The sequence below is a fragment of the Paraburkholderia sp. WC7.3g genome (assembly GCF_050436345.1).
Lineage (GTDB): Bacteria > Pseudomonadota > Gammaproteobacteria > Burkholderiales > Burkholderiaceae > Paraburkholderia > Paraburkholderia podalyriae.
Map to the genome: position 1 here is coordinate 1,690,361 of NZ_JBNDMA010000002.1, position 15,117 is coordinate 1,705,477.

Sequence of the window (15,117 nt, forward strand, 5' to 3'; positions counted from 1 at the left end):
AAATGTCGTAAAACTCGCGGATGCTAACAAACTTTTGCTCCGATAGGGCGAAACCCGCTCGAAGCTTGCATTTGCCTGACGGTCGACGTTCCACCCGGTCGCGGGCTCCGGCGCGCGAGCCACGGCAATATTTGCTTGACCACCAGCGTGGCAGCCGCTATCGTCGCAGGTTCGCAACATAAGTGAGTTGTCTCAATTGAGGTGGGGCCCAAGAAGCCCGCCTGTCAACTGGACGCGCCGCTTGAACCCGAGCCACAAGCCCGGCAGAGAGCACCCGATCAATTTTTTGCCGAAAATTCGAAAGGTCAATCAATGAATATGCCCAGCGCGGAATTCTCCACGTCGGATACGACCCCCCATCACGAAGCAGACTCTATCGGCGCCACCGTGCTCATGAAGGCACTGGCCGACGAAGACGTCGAGTTCATCTGGGGCTATCCCGGCGGCTCGGTACTCTACATTTACGACGAGCTGTACAAGCAGGACAAATTCCAGCATGTGCTCGTGCGCCACGAACAGGCCGCCGTGCATGCTGCCGACGCCTACGCGCGCTCCACCGGCAAGGTCGGCGTGTGCCTCGTGACCTCTGGCCCCGGCGTCACCAATGCAGTGACCGGCATCGCCACCGCCTACATGGATTCGATCCCGTTGGTCGTGATCAGCGGCCAGGTGCCGACTGCCGCGATCGGTCAGGATGCATTCCAGGAATGCGACACGGTCGGGATCACGCGTCCCTGCGTCAAGCACAACTTCCTCGTGAAGGAGGTGCGCGATCTCGCCGCCACCGTCAAGAAAGCTTTCTACATCGCCCGTACCGGCCGTCCCGGCCCAGTGCTGATCGACATTCCGAAGGACGTGTCGAAGACGCCGTGCCAATACGAGCCGATCAAGAGCGTTTCGCTGCGCTCATACAACCCGGTCACGAAGGGCCACTCCGGTCAGATCCGCAAGGCGGTGTCGCTGCTGTTGTCGGCAAAGCGCCCCTATATCTACACCGGCGGCGGCATCGTGCTCGCGGATGCGTCGCGTGAGCTGAACCAGTTCGCCGATCTGCTCGGCTATCCAGTCACCAATACGCTGATGGGTCTGGGCGGCTACCGCTCGAGCGACAAAAAATTCCTCGGCATGCTCGGCATGCACGGCACGTACGAAGCCAATATGGCGATGCAGCACTGCGACGTGCTGATCGCGATCGGCGCGCGCTTCGACGACCGCGTGATCGGCGATCCGAATCACTTCGCGTCGCGGCCGCGCAAGATCATCCATATCGACATCGATCCCTCTTCCATTTCCAAGCGCGTCAAGGTCGACATCCCGATCGTCGGCGACGTGAAGGAAGTGCTGAAGGAACTGATCGAGCAGTTGCAGACGGCCGAGCATGGCCCGGACACCGCGGCGCTCGCCGACTGGTGGAAGGACATCGAAGGCTGGCGCGCGAAAGACTGTCTCAAGTTCGACCGCAAGAGCGACATCATCAAGCCGCAGTATGTGGTCGAAAAGGCGTGGGAGCTGACCGACGGCAACGCGTTCGTGTGCTCCGACGTCGGCCAGCACCAGATGTGGGCCGCGCAGTTCTACAAGTTCAATAAGCCGCGTCGCTGGATCAACTCCGGGGGGCTCGGTACGATGGGCTTCGGCTTACCGGCCGCGATGGGTGTGAAGATGGCCCATCCGGACGACGACGTGCTGTGCATCACGGGCGAAGGTTCAATCCAGATGTGCATCCAGGAGCTGTCGACCTGCAAGCAGTACGAGCTGCCGATCAAGATCATTTCGCTGAATAACCGCTATCTGGGCATGGTGCGCCAGTGGCAGCAGATCGAATACAGCAAGCGCTATTCGCATTCGTACATGGATGCGCTGCCGGACTTCGTGAAGCTCGCCGAAGCGTACGGTCACGTGGGCATGCGCATCGAGCGTACCGCCGATGTCGAACCGGCGCTGAAGGAAGCGCTGCGCCTGAAGGATCGCACGGTGTTTCTCGACTTCCAGACCGATCCGACCGAAAACGTCTGGCCGATGGTCCAGGCCGGCAAGGGCATCACCGAGATGCTCATGGGTTCGGAAGATCTTTAACGACGGGGCGTCTGGATAATTCCAGCGCCGGCTTCGCGATGCGCGCCTTCACAAAAGGCGAGGGCAGGCGAAGCGGCGCCGCTCCGCTCGCGGACATCGACAAAACATCTGGAAGAAGCGAAACATGAGACACATCATTTCCGTCCTGCTGGAAAACGAACCGGGCGCGCTTTCGCGCGTGGTGGGGCTGTTCTCGGCACGCGGCTACAACATTGAAACCTTGACGGTGGCGCCGACCGAAGACCGTTCGCTGTCGCGCATGACCATCGTCTCCGTTGGCTCGGACGACGTGATCGAACAGATCACGAAGCATCTGAACCGCCTGATCGAGGTGGTGAAAGTGGTCGACCTTACCGAGGGCGCCCATATCGAACGCGAGCTGATGCTGATCAAGGTGAGGGCGGTCGGCAAGGAACGTGAGGAGATGAAGCGGATGGCGGACATTTTCCGCGGCCGCATCATCGACGTCACCGAAAAGACCTACACGATCGAATTGACGGGGGCGAGCGACAAGCTCGACGCCTTCATCGACGGGCTCGACTCCACGGCGATTCTCGAGACGGTCCGCACGGGCAGCTCGGGCATCGGTCGCGGCGAGCGCATTCTGAAGGTCTGACGTCGCGTTTCGCAAGGCCGGGCAACGCGGCATCCCCCGGCTCGCAGCACCAATTTCGCCGTACCTGAATTTCTGTGAATCATCGAATCTAGCCAAGGAACCGACATGAAAGTTTTCTACGACAAGGACGCCGATCTCTCCCTCATCAAGGGCAAGCAGGTCACCATCATCGGCTATGGCTCGCAAGGCCATGCGCACGCGCTGAACCTCAAGGAAAGCGGCGTGAATATCACGGTCGGTCTGCGCAAGGGCGGCGCATCGTGGAGCAAGGCTGAAAACGCCGGCCTGCAAGTGAAGGAAGTCGCGGAAGCGGTCAAGGGCGCGGACGTCGTCATGATGCTGCTGCCGGACGAGCAGATCGCCGACGTATACGCGAAGGAAGTCCACGCGAACATCAAGCAGGGCGCAGCGCTCGCGTTCGCGCACGGCTTCAACGTTCATTACGGCCAGGTGATCCCGCGTGCCGACCTCGACGTCATCATGATCGCGCCGAAGGCGCCGGGCCACACGGTTCGCGGCACCTACTCGCAAGGTGGCGGCGTGCCGCACCTGATCGCGGTTGCGCAGGACAAGTCGGGCGCGGCGCGCGACATCGCGCTGTCGTACGCCGCGGCTAACGGCGGCGGCCGTGCCGGCATCATCGAAACGAACTTCCGCGAAGAAACCGAAACCGACCTGTTCGGCGAGCAGGCTGTGCTGTGCGGCGGTACCGTCGACCTGATCAAGGCCGGCTTCGAAACGCTGGTCGAAGCGGGTTACGCGCCGGAAATGGCGTACTTCGAGTGCCTGCACGAACTGAAGCTGATCGTCGATCTGATCTACGAAGGCGGCATCGCGAACATGAACTACTCGATCTCGAACAACGCCGAGTACGGCGAGTACGTGACGGGTCCGCGGATCGTGACCGCTGAAACGAAGAAGGCGATGAAGGCCGTGCTGACCGACATCCAGACCGGCGAGTACGCGAAGAGCTTCATCATCGAGAACAAGGCTGGCGCGCCGACGCTGCAATCGCGTCGCCGTCTGACGGCCGAGCACCAGATCGAGCAGGTTGGCTCGAAGCTGCGCGCGATGATGCCGTGGATCGCGAAGAACAAGCTCGTCGACCAGTCGAAGAACTAAGGGTCTCGACGTAACGAGGTCCGGCGCGGCGCTTTCGGCGCGGCGGCCGGAACAGTCAAAAGGCCGTCCAAGGGTGCTGAACCCTGGGCGGCTTTTGCTATCCTATGGTTTTACAAAAACACAGAAGCCATCCATGAATTACCCTCATCCGATCATCGCGCGAGAAGGCTGGCCGTTCATCGCCATCGCGGCCGTCGTTGCATTACTGGTTCACGCCTTCGCGGGGTTCGGCATTGCGTGGCTCTTCTGGCTGATCCTGATCTTCGTCGTGCAGTTCTTCCGCGACCCGGCGCGTCCCATTCCGACGCAGGCCAACGCGGTGCTATGTCCCGCCGACGGTCGTATCGTCGCGGTCGAAACCGCGCATGACCCTTATGCGAATCGCGAAGCGCTGAAGATCAGTGTGTTCATGAACGTGTTCAACGTGCACTCGCAGCGCTCGCCCGTCGACGGTGCAATCTCGAAGGTCGAATACTTTCCTGGCGCCTATCTGAACGCGGCGGTCGATAAAGCCTCACTCGAGAACGAGCGCAACGCGGTCGTGATCGAAATGGCCGGCGGCCAGACGGTCACGTCGGTGCAGATCGCCGGGCTGATTGCGCGGCGCATTCTTTGCTACGTCCGTGCAGGCGAGCCGCTGACCCGCGGCCAGCGTTACGGATTCATCCGCTTCGGTTCGCGCGTCGACGTGTATCTGCCGGTGGGCAGCCGTCCGCGCGTGTCGATCGGCGAGAAGGTGTCGGCGTCGTCCACGATCCTCGCCGAGCTGTAAAGCGGCATACAGGAGGTTGTCCGAATGGCCGCATTCAAACCGCGTCGACCCCGTAGCAGCGGACCGCTGCCGCGGCCGTTTCGCCGCAACAAGCCGCCGGTGGTCACGGAGTCGCCGGTCGCTGACAGCCGGCGCGCGCAGCGTCAGCAGTTCCTCAGAAAACGCGGCATCTACCTGCTACCGAACGCGTTCACCACGGCCGCGCTGTTCTGCGGCTTCTTCGCTGTCGTGCAAGCGATGAACGTGCGCTTCGAGATCGCGGCGATCGCGATCTTCGTCGCGATGGTGCTCGATGGCATGGACGGCCGCGTCGCGCGCATGACGCATACGCAAAGCGCGTTCGGCGAGCAGTTCGATAGCCTGTCCGACATGGTGTCGTTCGGCGTTGCGCCCGCGCTCGTGATGTACGAGTGGATCCTCAAAGACCTCGGGCGATGGGGCTGGCTCGCCGCGTTCGTCTATTGCTCGGGCGCGGCGCTGCGGCTTGCGCGTTTCAACACGAATATCGGCGTGGTCGACAAGCGTTTTTTCCAAGGCATGCCGAGCCCGGCCGCGGCGGCGCTGATCGCCGGTTTCGTGTGGCTTGCCACCGACAACCGCGTGCCGCTGAAGCTCGTCTGGCTGCCGTGGGTCGCGTTCGTGCTGACCATCTATGCGGGCGTGACGATGGTGTCCAACGCGCCGTTCTACAGCGGCAAGGCACTCGACGTGCGGCATCGCGTGCCGTTCGGCGTGATCCTGCTGGTGGTGGTCGCGTTCGTGCTGGTGTCGTCCGATCCGCCGTTGATGCTGTTCGGTCTGTTCGTGCTGTACGGTCTGTCCGGCTACGTGTTCTGGGCGTATCAGGCAGTGCGCGGCAGGGCCAATCCGGCGCGTTCGATCTCGCATGACCGGTGACGCTCTGAACCATGCTGCATCGCAGCGACGTACGAAAAAAACGGCAGCTCACGAGCTGCCGTTTTTTGTTGATTCTTGCCCTTACGAGGTCGCTTCGGACCGCGCCGCAGGCCGTGCCGGCGCGCATTGCGCGGTCGCTGGAATGCCGCTATAGTCGTCGGATCAGTACGTGAGTGTGGCCGATTTTGCCGGGTCGGCGAGACCGTTCGCTGCGCCGCGCCATCACGCTTCGTTCATGCCCTTATGCTTTTTTGCGTTCCGTCCGCACCGGCGGCGACCATCGCGATCGCCCTACCTCGCCAGCGGCGGCGCCCATCGTCCCATTCCAAAACCAAAGTCCCACATCTGAACGACTTCCGAGGAGGCCCGACATGTCCGACAAACTGATCATTTTCGACACCACGCTGCGCGATGGCGAGCAATCGCCCGGCGCGTCGATGACGAAGGAAGAGAAGATCCGCATCGCCAAGCAACTCGAGCGGATGAAAGTCGACGTGATCGAAGCGGGCTTCGCGGCCAGTTCGAACGGCGACTTCGACGCGATCCATACGATCGCGGGTCTCGTGAAGGACAGCACGATCTGCTCGCTCGCGCGCGCAAACGACAAGGACATTCAGCGGGCCGCCGACGCATTGAAGGCCGCCGAACGTTTCCGCATTCACACGTTCATCGCGACGTCGCCGCTGCACATGGAGAAGAAGCTGCGCATGACGCCCGAGCAGGTATTCGAGCAAGCGAAGCTCGCGGTGCGTTTCGCACGCAAGTTCACCGACGACGTCGAATTCTCACCGGAAGACGGCAGTCGCTCGGATATGGACTTCCTGTGCCGAGTGCTCGAAGCGGTGATCGCCGAAGGCGCGACCACGATCAACATCGCGGACACGGTCGGCTACGGCGTGCCGGAACTCTATGGCCAGCTCGTGAAGACGCTGCGCGAGCGCATTCCGAACTCGCACAAGGCGGTGTTCTCCGTGCATTGCCACAATGACCTCGGCATGGCGGTCGCGAATTCGCTCGCCGGCGTGCAGCTGGGCGGCGCGCGCCAGGTCGAATGCACGATCAACGGTCTCGGCGAGCGCGCGGGCAATACATCGCTCGAAGAAATTGTGATGGCGGTGAAGACCCGCAAGGATTATTTCGGACTCGACGTCGGCCTCGATACGACTCAAATCGTGCCGGCTTCGAAGCTCGTGTCGCAGATCACTGGCTTCGTCGTGCAGCCGAACAAGGCGGTGGTCGGCGCGAACGCATTCGCGCACGCGTCGGGCATCCATCAGGATGGCGTGCTGAAGGCGCGCGATACCTACGAAATCATGCGCGCGGAAGACGTGGGTTGGTCCGCGAACAAGATCGTGCTCGGCAAGCTGTCGGGCCGCAACGCATTCAAGCAGCGGCTGCAGGAGCTCGGCATCGCGCTCGAAAGCGAAGCCGAACTGAACACCGCGTTCGCGCGCTTCAAGGAGCTCGCCGATCGCAAGTCGGAGATTTTCGACGAAGACATCATCGCGATCGTCAACGAGGAATCGGCGGAAGCGCACGAGAAAGAGCACTACAAGTTCCTGTCGATGTCGCAGCATTCGGAAACCGGCGAGCAGCCGCACGCGAAGGTCGTGTTCTCGGTGGAGGGTAAAGAGATCACCGGCGAAGCGCGCGGCAACGGCCCGGTCGACGCCACGCTCAACGCGATCGAAACGGAAGTGGGCAGCGGCTCCGAGTTGCTGCTGTACTCGGTGAACGCGATCACGACTGGCACGCAGGCGCAGGGTGAAGTCACCGTGCGGCTGTCGAAAAGCGGACGCATCGTCAACGGTGTGGGCACCGATCCGGATATCGTCGCGGCATCTGCGAAGGCGTATTTTTCGGCGCTCAACAAGCTGTATTCGAGTGCGGACAAGTTGAATCCGCAGCGCTCGGAGTAACGCGAGCTTGCTGCGCGGGTAGCGCGCAATCTCGAGTGAGAGCGAAGCAGTAGCCCCGCGGTGCCTGGCACGCGGGGCTTTTTTTCGCCGTCACCGCGCGGGCGCGGTGACGCGATATCCAGGAATCACTCCGCCGCCGTGCGTCGCAGGGACCAGCCGCGCGTTGCGCGCGCGTGCTCGCGGACCTGATATTTGACGTCGACGCTGATGCCGCGGCGGGGCGCATCGGCGACGAACGCGTTCAGCAGCTCGCGCACGTCATGATCGACGAAATCGGCGCGCGTCGCGTCGACGATGACGGTGGCGCCATCCGGAATCTGCTGCAGATAGTGCTTGAGCGGCACCTTGCCAAGAAACGACACGTCTTTGCGAAACGACAGCAGGTAGTGATCGCCATGCTGCGCGAGCACGATCGGGCCGCACAGGTTGGCATACAGCGCGAACAGCATGCTGCACAGGATGCCGAGCACGATGCCGATCAGCAGGTCGGTGGCGAGCACACCCACGAGAGTGACGACAAACGGTGCGAACGGCGCGAATCCTTGTCGCGCGAGCCCGGCGAACAACGACGGCTTGGCGAGTTTGAACCCGGTGAAGATCAGGATCGCGGCAAGGCAGGCGAGCGGGATCAGGTTGATCACGCTCGTGAGCGCGAACACGCTGACGAGCAGCAATACGCCATGAACGATCGCCGAGAGCCGGCTTTTTGCGCCGGCATGCACGTTCGCGGAGCTACGCACGATCACCGCAGTGATCGGCAGGCCGCCGATCGCACCTGCGATCAGATTGCCCACGCCCTGCGCCTTGAGTTCGCGATCGGGCGGCGCGCGGCGGCGCTCCGGATCGATCTGCTCGACCGCTTCGAGGCTCAGTAGCGTTTCGAGGCTCGCGAGGATGGCGATCGTGACCGCAACGCGCCATATGTCGAGATTGATGAGATGGGCGAACTGCGGTCCGAAGTCGGCCGACCCGAGGGCGGCCCGCAGTGCCGCAAACGATTCGAGCGACGGCAACGCGACCCGTCGTTCTGCGGCCGGCGCCAGCGATGGCGCGACGAGATCCAGCGCGAGCGTCGCGGCGATGCCGAGAAGCACCACCGCGAGCGCCGCAGGCATGATGCGCACGACAGCGAAGCGGCGCAGCGCGCGCGTTTCCCAGCCGGCGAGGATCGCGAGCGACATTAGCGTGATCAGAACGGCGGTCGGCGAGATCGTGCCGAGCGGCGTTGCGACCGCCGCCGCGGACTGAACGGAGGCACCGGTGCCGGACAGGCCCAGCGCGGCGGGAAACTGCTTGACGATCAACAGTACGCCGATGGCTGCGAGCATCCCCTTGATCACCGGCGACGGCACGTAGGCCGCGAACCGGCCGGCCTTGAGGATGCCGAAGCCGAACTGGATAACGCCCGACAGCAGGACGGCCAGCAGGAAGGCGGAAAAGCCGCCAAGCCGCGCGATGCCGTCGACGACGATCACGACGAGGCCCGCGGCCGGGCCGCTTACGCTCAGGCGCGAGCCGCTCAGCGCGGCGACCACGAGCCCGCCAATGATGCCGGACACCAGCCCCGCAAACGGGTCGACACCCGATGCGTGGGCGATGCCGAGGCAAAGCGGCAGCGCCACCAGAAAAACGGCGGTGCCGGCGAGCACGTCGCGCTGGAGCGCGGCGAAAGAGGTTTGAGGATTCATGTTGTCGAAGAGCGAGAGGTAGGGGCGGCGGGCGATTAACGGGTATGGCTTGATGACGATTCCGCTGTCGGCTCCGTCCGCGGTCGAATGGGGGGCGACGCGCTTCGCTAGGCCGCACTGTGCGCGGCGGTCGTGCAAGTCATCGCGTCGTCGGCGGTATAACCGGATGTGAGAACCTTGATGCGCCCGTCGTCGAGCGCAAAGATCCAGCCGTGCACGAGCGGCGGCGCATCGGCCTCGTGCACGATCGGGCTAGCCCGTAGCTGCCGTACCTGTTCGAGCACGTTCAGCTCGGCGAGGCGGTTGACGCGACCCGACTCGGTCGCCGCGCCGTGCAGTTCAGAGCGATGCGTTTTTGCCAGTGAGCAGAGCGGCGCGATACGCCGGTTCAAATGGGGTAGCGCGGGATCCGGCGGCAGCAGCGCGGCGCGCACGCCGCCGCAGCCGTAGTGGCCGCAGACGATCACATGGCCGACCTTGAGCACCCGCACCGCGTATTCGAGCACGCTCGCGACGTTGTCGTCGTCGGGATAAAACAGATTGGCGATGTTGCGATGGACGAACAGATCGCCGGGCTCGCAATGCGTGATCGTTTCGGCGGGCACGCGGCTGTCCGAGCAGCCGATCCACAGGATGTGTGGATTCTGTCCGCGCAGGAGGTCGCGAAAGAATGCCGGATTGCGCGTCGCGGTTTCATGGGCCCACGCGACGTTGGCGACCAGCAGGTGTTTGGGACGGTTCATCGTAGCAACTCCGTAAGAGAGGCAATTGACCTGGCACCGGACGTCGACAGCAGCCGCGCGGCTGATCGCAAGCCGGCACCCGAACGGGGTTTACAATAACCTTTCCGGCGCAAAATGGTTGACGCAAACAGGATAAAATTCTTCTTTATGCTCAAAGAATAAAAAAGCCGCCTATCGAAGGCGGCTTTTTTGAGGTTTTGGCGCTTCCTACAAAGAGGGCGCTCAGCGCTCAGAACAGGCTGCGGCGATCGGGGTCGTGCAGCGGGTCGGGGGTCTTCTGCGTCAGGCGCAGAATGCCCTGATCGTCGAAGTAGAAGCTGTACAGCATGTACCAGACGTTGTCTTCGAGATAGCGATAGGTCCAGACTTCGCGTTTCATTAGCGGAAAGTACGACGTTTCGACTGGGCGGCCGAAGTTCACCAGCACGTCGCTGCGCGTCCATTTGCCGATTTCGGCGCGGTAGAACTCGTTGGGCTGCAGCACCTGGCGCATGCCGACGAGCTTGCCGGCCGCGTCGATGTCGGCGGCGGTGGTGGTCTCGCCCATCGGTTGGGTCGGCCACATCAGGCGCTTGCCACCGTCAGGCAGATCGTAGGTTTCGCGCGGCGGACCGAGGCGCGCGATGACCGTCGATGCGTCCGCGCCCTGTTGATATTGCTGCCACGGCTGCGCGCAGCCGGCGAGCGCAAGCACGCTGAGGCAAACGAGCGCGGCGCGGCGCAGACCCGCACCGGCCGGGGCGGTGATAGAGGCCGCCGTGCGGTGGTGGCGGTTCGACATGTATTCCTCCGATGGCGTTTGAATAGCGGTTCTTATCATCGAGACGCACTATTTTGACACGCGCTGTGGCGAATGAATGGCGCTGCCTGAACGTGCGTCGCCCCGAAACGGTAACGGATGCGCCGGCTTGCCTATTCCCCGCGCGTCGTCCTATGATCCGCGCTTCGAAGATTCAGGCGGGGCACCATGACGACGATGTGGCAACGGGCGGCGGCGGTTGCGCTGACGGCGATTTCGATGGCGGTGGCGGGAGTCGGCGTGGCGGCGGCGAATCGGGCGGCGATGGCCATGAATCCAGCGTCCGCGCAGGGGACCGTTGCGGCCCCCGGCAAACCTACGGGTACGCCAATCCAGCTCGCGCTAATAGAAGGCATGTCTGGCCCATTCGCGAACGCGGGCGCGGCGGTCGAGCGCAATCTGCGCTTCGGCGTCGAGCAGGTGAACGCGCACGGTGGCGTGAAGCTCGCGGACGGCGCGCATCCGTTCGAACTTGTGGTGCTCGACAGCAAGGGCAGCACCGAGGAAGCGCTGACGCAATTGCGCGCGGCCGCGGATCGCCATATCGGCTACATCCTGCAAGGCAATAGCTCAGCGGTCGCCGCAGCACTGATCGGCGCGATCGACAAGCAGAACAGCCGCGAACCGGAGAACCGCGAACTGTTCCTCAACTACTCGGCCGACGACCTCGCGCTCACCAACGCGGACTGCAGCTTCTGGCACTTCCGCTTCGACGCGCACGCGGGCATGCGCATGGCCGCGCTCGCCGATGTGATCGAGCGCGACAAGGCGGTAAAAAAAGTCTATCTGCTGAACCAGGATTACAGCTTCGGCCACGACGTGAGCAGCCTCGCGCGCTCGGCGCTTGCGGCGAAGCGCCCCGACATCGCGGTGGTCGGCGACGAATTTCATCCGATCGGCCGCGTCAAGGATTTCGCGCCGTATATCGCAAAAATCCGCGCGAGCGGCGCGGACGCCGTGATCACCGGGAACTGGGGCAACGACCTGACGTTGCTCGTGAGGGCGGCGCGCGAGCAGGGCCTCGACACGAAGTTCTGCACGTTCTATGGCAACAGCCTCGGCGCGCCGTCCGCACTCGGCGACGCGGGCGTGGGTCACGTGATCGCGGTGGCAGAGTGGCATCCGAACGTCAGCGGCGCGGCATCCGACGCGTGGTACGCGGCGTTCCGCGCGCGCTTTCCGGCCGCGCAGGACGACTATCCGGTGCTGCGCATGCCACTGATGATCGAAACGCTCGCCGCCGCGATGAACCGCGCCGGCAGCGCCGATCCGACGGCGGTCGCCAAAGCGCTCGAGGGCGTACGCTTCGACAGCGGTTTTCACGCATCGTGGATGCGCGCCGACGATCATCAACTGGTCCAGCCCCTTTACGTGATGCTGATGGATAAGGCCGGCACGCCCGGCGTGCGTTTCGACAACGAAGGCTCCGGGTATGGCTTCCGCACGGTGCTGGCGCTATCGGCCGAGCGCACGGTGTTGCCGACAGTCTGCCGGATGCAGCGCCCCTGAGCCACCGCGAGCGGCCCTCGATCCGCCTTGCCAGCCCGGGGTTCGCGGCCGGAGTCGGCTGTGCTACAATACGCGTCCCGTTGTTGGGCTGAGTTCCGATTCAGTCGATTCAGCCACGAAGGGGCTCAGTAAATTGTGAAACGGGTATCCCACGGCACGGCCTTTCTTCCGTGACCGCCTGTCCAGTTATCAAGGAAATTGACATGTCCGCAGTTGAAGCAAGCAAGAAGTCCGAAGTCGTCGCGCAATTCGCACGCGCAGCCAACGACACCGGCTCTCCCGAAGTTCAGGTCGCGCTGCTCACGACCCGTATTAACGAACTGACCTCCCACTTCAAGGAGCACACGAAGGATCACCACAGCCGCCGCGGACTGCTGCGCATGGTGAGCCGCCGTCGCAAGCTGCTCGACTACCTGAAGGGTAAGGACGCGGATCGTTACCGCAGCCTGATCGAGAAGCTGGGTCTGCGTAAGTAATCGGCCAGTCGTTCAGCAAGATGCCTGTGTCAGTTTCGCTGATACAGGCATTTTGTTTTTGCACGGCACGCTTCGTGTAACGCGTGCCGCCTGTGATCCGCGGCGTATGCCGGTTCGCGCGGCGTCCACGGGCAACGCAGTAGCAGCAGCAAGACAGCAGTAAAGCAGGCAGTAACAGGAATATGGCCGGGCTTCAGGGCAGAGTTTTGTGTCATTCCAGCGGTTCGCGCGCGCGCAGCGCGTGGCTCTCTGGAATGGCATAGCACGACTCTTCCCATGCGGCGCCGGCCCTGGCGTTGCCGCGCCGCTCCGGTCCGCGCGGCATTACGATGAGGAAAAGCAATGACTATGTTTAACAAGATCGTCAAAGAGTTTAAGTGGGGGCAGCACAACGTTCGCCTCGAAACCGGTGAAATCGCTCGCCAGGCGGGCGGCGCGGTGATCGTCGACATCGAAGATACCGTGGTGCTCGCCACCGTGGTCGGCGCGAAGACCGCTAAGCCGGGCCAGGACTTCTTCCCGCTCACCGTCGATTACATCGAAAAGACCTACGCCGCCGGCAAGATCCCGGGCGGCTTCTTCCGCCGCGAAGGCCGTCCGTCGGAAGGCGAGACGCTGATCTCGCGCCTGATCGACCGACCGCTGCGTCCGCTGTTCCCGGAAGGCTTCTACAACGAAGTCCAGGTCGTGATTCACGTGCTGTCGCTGAATCCGGAAATCCCCGCCGACATCCCCGCGCTGATCGGCGCGTCGGCGGCGCTCGCGGTGTCCGGTCTGCCGTTCAACGGACCGGTCGGCGCGGCACGCGTGGCCTACATCAACAACGAATACGTGCTGAACCCGACGCGTCCGCAGATGAAGGAGTCGGCGCTCGACCTCGTCGTCGCCGGTACGGAACGCGCGGTGCTGATGGTCGAATCGGAAGCGCAGCAGCTCAGCGAAGAAGTGATGCTCGGCGCCGTCGTGTTCGGTCATGAGCAAATGCAGACCGCGATCGACGTGATCCACGAACTGGTCCGCGAAGGCGGCAAGCCCGAGTGGGACTGGCAGCCGGCCGCGAAGAACGAAGCGCTGATCGCGCGCGTGACCGAACTCGCGCAAGCCGATCTGCTCGCCGCTTACCAGATTCGCGACAAGCAGGCTCGCTCGACCAAGCTGAAGGAAGTCTACGCTGCGACTTCGACGAAGCTCGAGGAAGAAGCGGCGGCGGCGGGCACCGTGGCGGCCGACAAGGCGTCGGTCGGCAACGTGCTGTTCGACATCGAAGCGAAGATCGTCCGTACGCAGATCCTGAACGGCGAGCCGCGTATCGACGGCCGCGACACGCGCACCGTGCGCCCGATCGAAATTCGCACCGGCGTGCTGCCGCGTACCCACGGCTCGGCGCTGTTCACGCGCGGCGAGACGCAGGCGCTGGTGGTCGCGACGCTCGGCACGAAGGGCGACGAGCAAAACATCGACGCGCTCGAAGGCGAGTACCGCGAACGCTTCATGCTCCACTACAACATGCCTCCGTTCGCGACCGGCGAAACGGGCCGCGTCGGTTCGCCGAAGCGCCGCGAAATCGGTCACGGCCGTCTGGCGAAGCGCGCGCTGGTCGCATGCCTGCCGAGCGCCGACGAATTCGGCTACTCGATCCGCGTCGTGTCGGAAATCACCGAGTCGAACGGTTCGTCCTCGATGGCTTCGGTGTGCGGCGGCTGTCTCGCGCTGATGGACGCTGGCGTGCCGATGAAGGCGCACGTTGCCGGTATCGCGATGGGCCTGATCCTCGAAGGCAACCGCTTCGCGGTGCTGACTGACATTCTCGGCGACGAAGATCACCTCGGCGACATGGACTTCAAGGTCGCGGGTACGGAACTAGGCGTGACCGCGCTGCAGATGGACATCAAGATCCAGGGCATCACGAAGGAAATCATGCAGGTCGCGCTCGCGCAGGCGAAGGAAGGCCGCATCCACATCCTCGGCAAGATGACCTCGGCCGTGGCCGGCGCGAACACGCAGCTGTCGGAGTTCGCACCGCGCATGATCACGATCAAGATCAACCCGGAAAAGATTCGCGACGTGATCGGCAAGGGCGGCTCGGTGATCCGCGCGCTGACCGAAGAAACCGGCACGACGATCGATATTTCGGACGACGGCGTCGTCACGATCGCGAGCACGAACAGCGAAGGCATGGCCGAAGCGAAGCGTCGTATCGAGGCGATCACGATGGAAGTCGAAGTGGGCCAGGTGTACGAAGGCACCGTGCTCAAGCTGCTCGATTTCGGCGCGATCGTGAACATCCTGCCGGGTAAGGACGGTCTGCTGCATATCTCCGAAATCGCCAACGAACGCATCAAGGACATCAATGACTATCTGAAGGATGGCCAGCAGGTGAAGGTCAAGGTCATCCAGACGGACGAAAAGGGTCGTGTGCGTCTGTCGGCGAAAGCATTGCTGAACGACGAGCCGCAAGGCGAACCGACTCCGCAGTAATGCGGTAGCGGACAAACGGCCG

At 63.2% G+C, this 15,117-nt stretch carries 12 protein-coding genes; 9 read left to right on the forward strand and 3 right to left on the reverse strand.

Annotated elements, in window-relative coordinates:
* The first annotated feature begins 312 nt into the window (after positions 1-312).
* The 6 genes from OKW43_RS19295 to OKW43_RS19320 all read left to right on the forward strand — a co-directional run bounded on the left by OKW43_RS19295 (position 313) and on the right by OKW43_RS19320 (position 7,402).
* Complete coding sequence (locus OKW43_RS19295) at positions 313-2,076, forward strand: acetolactate synthase 3 catalytic subunit (protein ID WP_429449137.1); 1,764 nt, start codon at positions 313-315, stop codon at positions 2,074-2,076.
* A 124-nt stretch (positions 2,077-2,200) separates the two neighbouring features.
* Positions 2,201-2,692: an acetolactate synthase small subunit gene (gene ilvN / locus OKW43_RS19300; RefSeq protein ID WP_027197202.1), complete on the forward strand. Its 492-nt coding sequence runs from the start codon at positions 2,201-2,203 to the stop codon at positions 2,690-2,692.
* A gap of 105 nt (positions 2,693-2,797) precedes the next feature.
* Positions 2,798-3,814 (forward strand): ketol-acid reductoisomerase, encoded by a 1,017-nt coding sequence (gene ilvC, locus OKW43_RS19305; RefSeq protein ID WP_008920617.1) that lies wholly within the window; start codon positions 2,798-2,800, stop codon positions 3,812-3,814.
* Positions 3,815-3,947: 133 nt separating this feature from the next.
* Entirely contained in the window at positions 3,948-4,586 is a 639-nt protein-coding gene (locus tag OKW43_RS19310; protein WP_129959634.1) for a phosphatidylserine decarboxylase, read from the forward strand.
* Between the two features lie 24 nt (positions 4,587-4,610).
* Entirely contained in the window at positions 4,611-5,483 is an 873-nt protein-coding gene (pssA, locus tag OKW43_RS19315; protein WP_184059340.1) for a CDP-diacylglycerol--serine O-phosphatidyltransferase, read from the forward strand.
* A 371-nt stretch (positions 5,484-5,854) separates the two neighbouring features.
* Complete coding sequence (locus OKW43_RS19320) at positions 5,855-7,402, forward strand: 2-isopropylmalate synthase (RefSeq protein ID WP_429449140.1); 1,548 nt, start codon at positions 5,855-5,857, stop codon at positions 7,400-7,402.
* 125 nt (positions 7,403-7,527) lie between these two features.
* Here the strand turns inward: OKW43_RS19320 and OKW43_RS19325 are convergent, their stop codons facing one another.
* From OKW43_RS19325 to OKW43_RS19335, 3 genes are all read right to left on the reverse strand, one after another.
* On the reverse strand, positions 7,528-9,090 hold the full coding sequence (locus tag OKW43_RS19325; RefSeq protein WP_429449142.1) for a SulP family inorganic anion transporter: 1,563 nt from the start codon (positions 9,088-9,090) through the stop codon (positions 7,528-7,530).
* Between the two features lie 107 nt (positions 9,091-9,197).
* Positions 9,198-9,833, reverse strand: a complete 636-nt coding sequence (locus OKW43_RS19330; RefSeq protein WP_429449144.1) for a carbonic anhydrase — start codon at positions 9,831-9,833, stop codon at positions 9,198-9,200.
* 229 nt (positions 9,834-10,062) lie between these two features.
* On the reverse strand, positions 10,063-10,614 hold the full coding sequence (locus OKW43_RS19335; protein WP_429449146.1) for a hypothetical protein: 552 nt from the start codon (positions 10,612-10,614) through the stop codon (positions 10,063-10,065).
* A 186-nt stretch (positions 10,615-10,800) separates the two neighbouring features.
* On the opposite strand from OKW43_RS19335, the gene OKW43_RS19340 reads away from it, so the two are divergent.
* The 3 genes from OKW43_RS19340 (at position 10,801) to pnp (ending at position 15,095) form a co-directional block, all read left to right on the forward strand.
* A complete protein-coding gene (locus OKW43_RS19340) occupies positions 10,801-12,141 on the forward strand; it encodes a branched-chain amino acid ABC transporter substrate-binding protein (RefSeq protein ID WP_429449148.1) in 1,341 nt (446 codons plus the stop codon).
* Between the two features lie 203 nt (positions 12,142-12,344).
* On the forward strand, positions 12,345-12,617 hold the full coding sequence (gene rpsO, locus OKW43_RS19345; RefSeq protein ID WP_008920609.1) for a 30S ribosomal protein S15: 273 nt from the start codon (positions 12,345-12,347) through the stop codon (positions 12,615-12,617).
* A 342-nt stretch (positions 12,618-12,959) separates the two neighbouring features.
* Positions 12,960-15,095 (forward strand): polyribonucleotide nucleotidyltransferase, encoded by a 2,136-nt coding sequence (gene pnp, locus OKW43_RS19350; protein WP_187635007.1) that lies wholly within the window; start codon positions 12,960-12,962, stop codon positions 15,093-15,095.
* Positions 15,096-15,117 lie beyond the last annotated feature (22 nt).

What these genes read in the sequence shown, in the direction of transcription:
- ilvC (WP_008920617.1), top strand. Translation starts at nt 2,798, where the DNA reads ATGAAAGTTTTCTACGACAAGGACGCCGATCTCTCCCTCATCAAGGGC.
- OKW43_RS19325 (WP_429449142.1), bottom strand. Translation starts at nt 9,090, where the DNA reads ATGAATCCTCAAACCTCTTTCGCCGCGCTCCAGCGCGACGTGCTCGCC.
- OKW43_RS19320 (WP_429449140.1), top strand. Translation starts at nt 5,855, where the DNA reads ATGTCCGACAAACTGATCATTTTCGACACCACGCTGCGCGATGGCGAG.
- OKW43_RS19295 (WP_429449137.1), top strand. Translation starts at nt 313, where the DNA reads ATGAATATGCCCAGCGCGGAATTCTCCACGTCGGATACGACCCCCCAT.
- OKW43_RS19310 (WP_129959634.1), top strand. Translation starts at nt 3,948, where the DNA reads ATGAATTACCCTCATCCGATCATCGCGCGAGAAGGCTGGCCGTTCATC.
- rpsO (WP_008920609.1), top strand. Translation starts at nt 12,345, where the DNA reads ATGTCCGCAGTTGAAGCAAGCAAGAAGTCCGAAGTCGTCGCGCAATTC.
- pnp (WP_187635007.1), top strand. Translation starts at nt 12,960, where the DNA reads ATGACTATGTTTAACAAGATCGTCAAAGAGTTTAAGTGGGGGCAGCAC.
- pssA (WP_184059340.1), top strand. Translation starts at nt 4,611, where the DNA reads ATGGCCGCATTCAAACCGCGTCGACCCCGTAGCAGCGGACCGCTGCCG.
- OKW43_RS19330 (WP_429449144.1), bottom strand. Translation starts at nt 9,833, where the DNA reads ATGAACCGTCCCAAACACCTGCTGGTCGCCAACGTCGCGTGGGCCCAT.
- OKW43_RS19335 (WP_429449146.1), bottom strand. Translation starts at nt 10,614, where the DNA reads ATGTCGAACCGCCACCACCGCACGGCGGCCTCTATCACCGCCCCGGCC.
- ilvN (WP_027197202.1), top strand. Translation starts at nt 2,201, where the DNA reads ATGAGACACATCATTTCCGTCCTGCTGGAAAACGAACCGGGCGCGCTT.
- OKW43_RS19340 (WP_429449148.1), top strand. Translation starts at nt 10,801, where the DNA reads ATGACGACGATGTGGCAACGGGCGGCGGCGGTTGCGCTGACGGCGATT.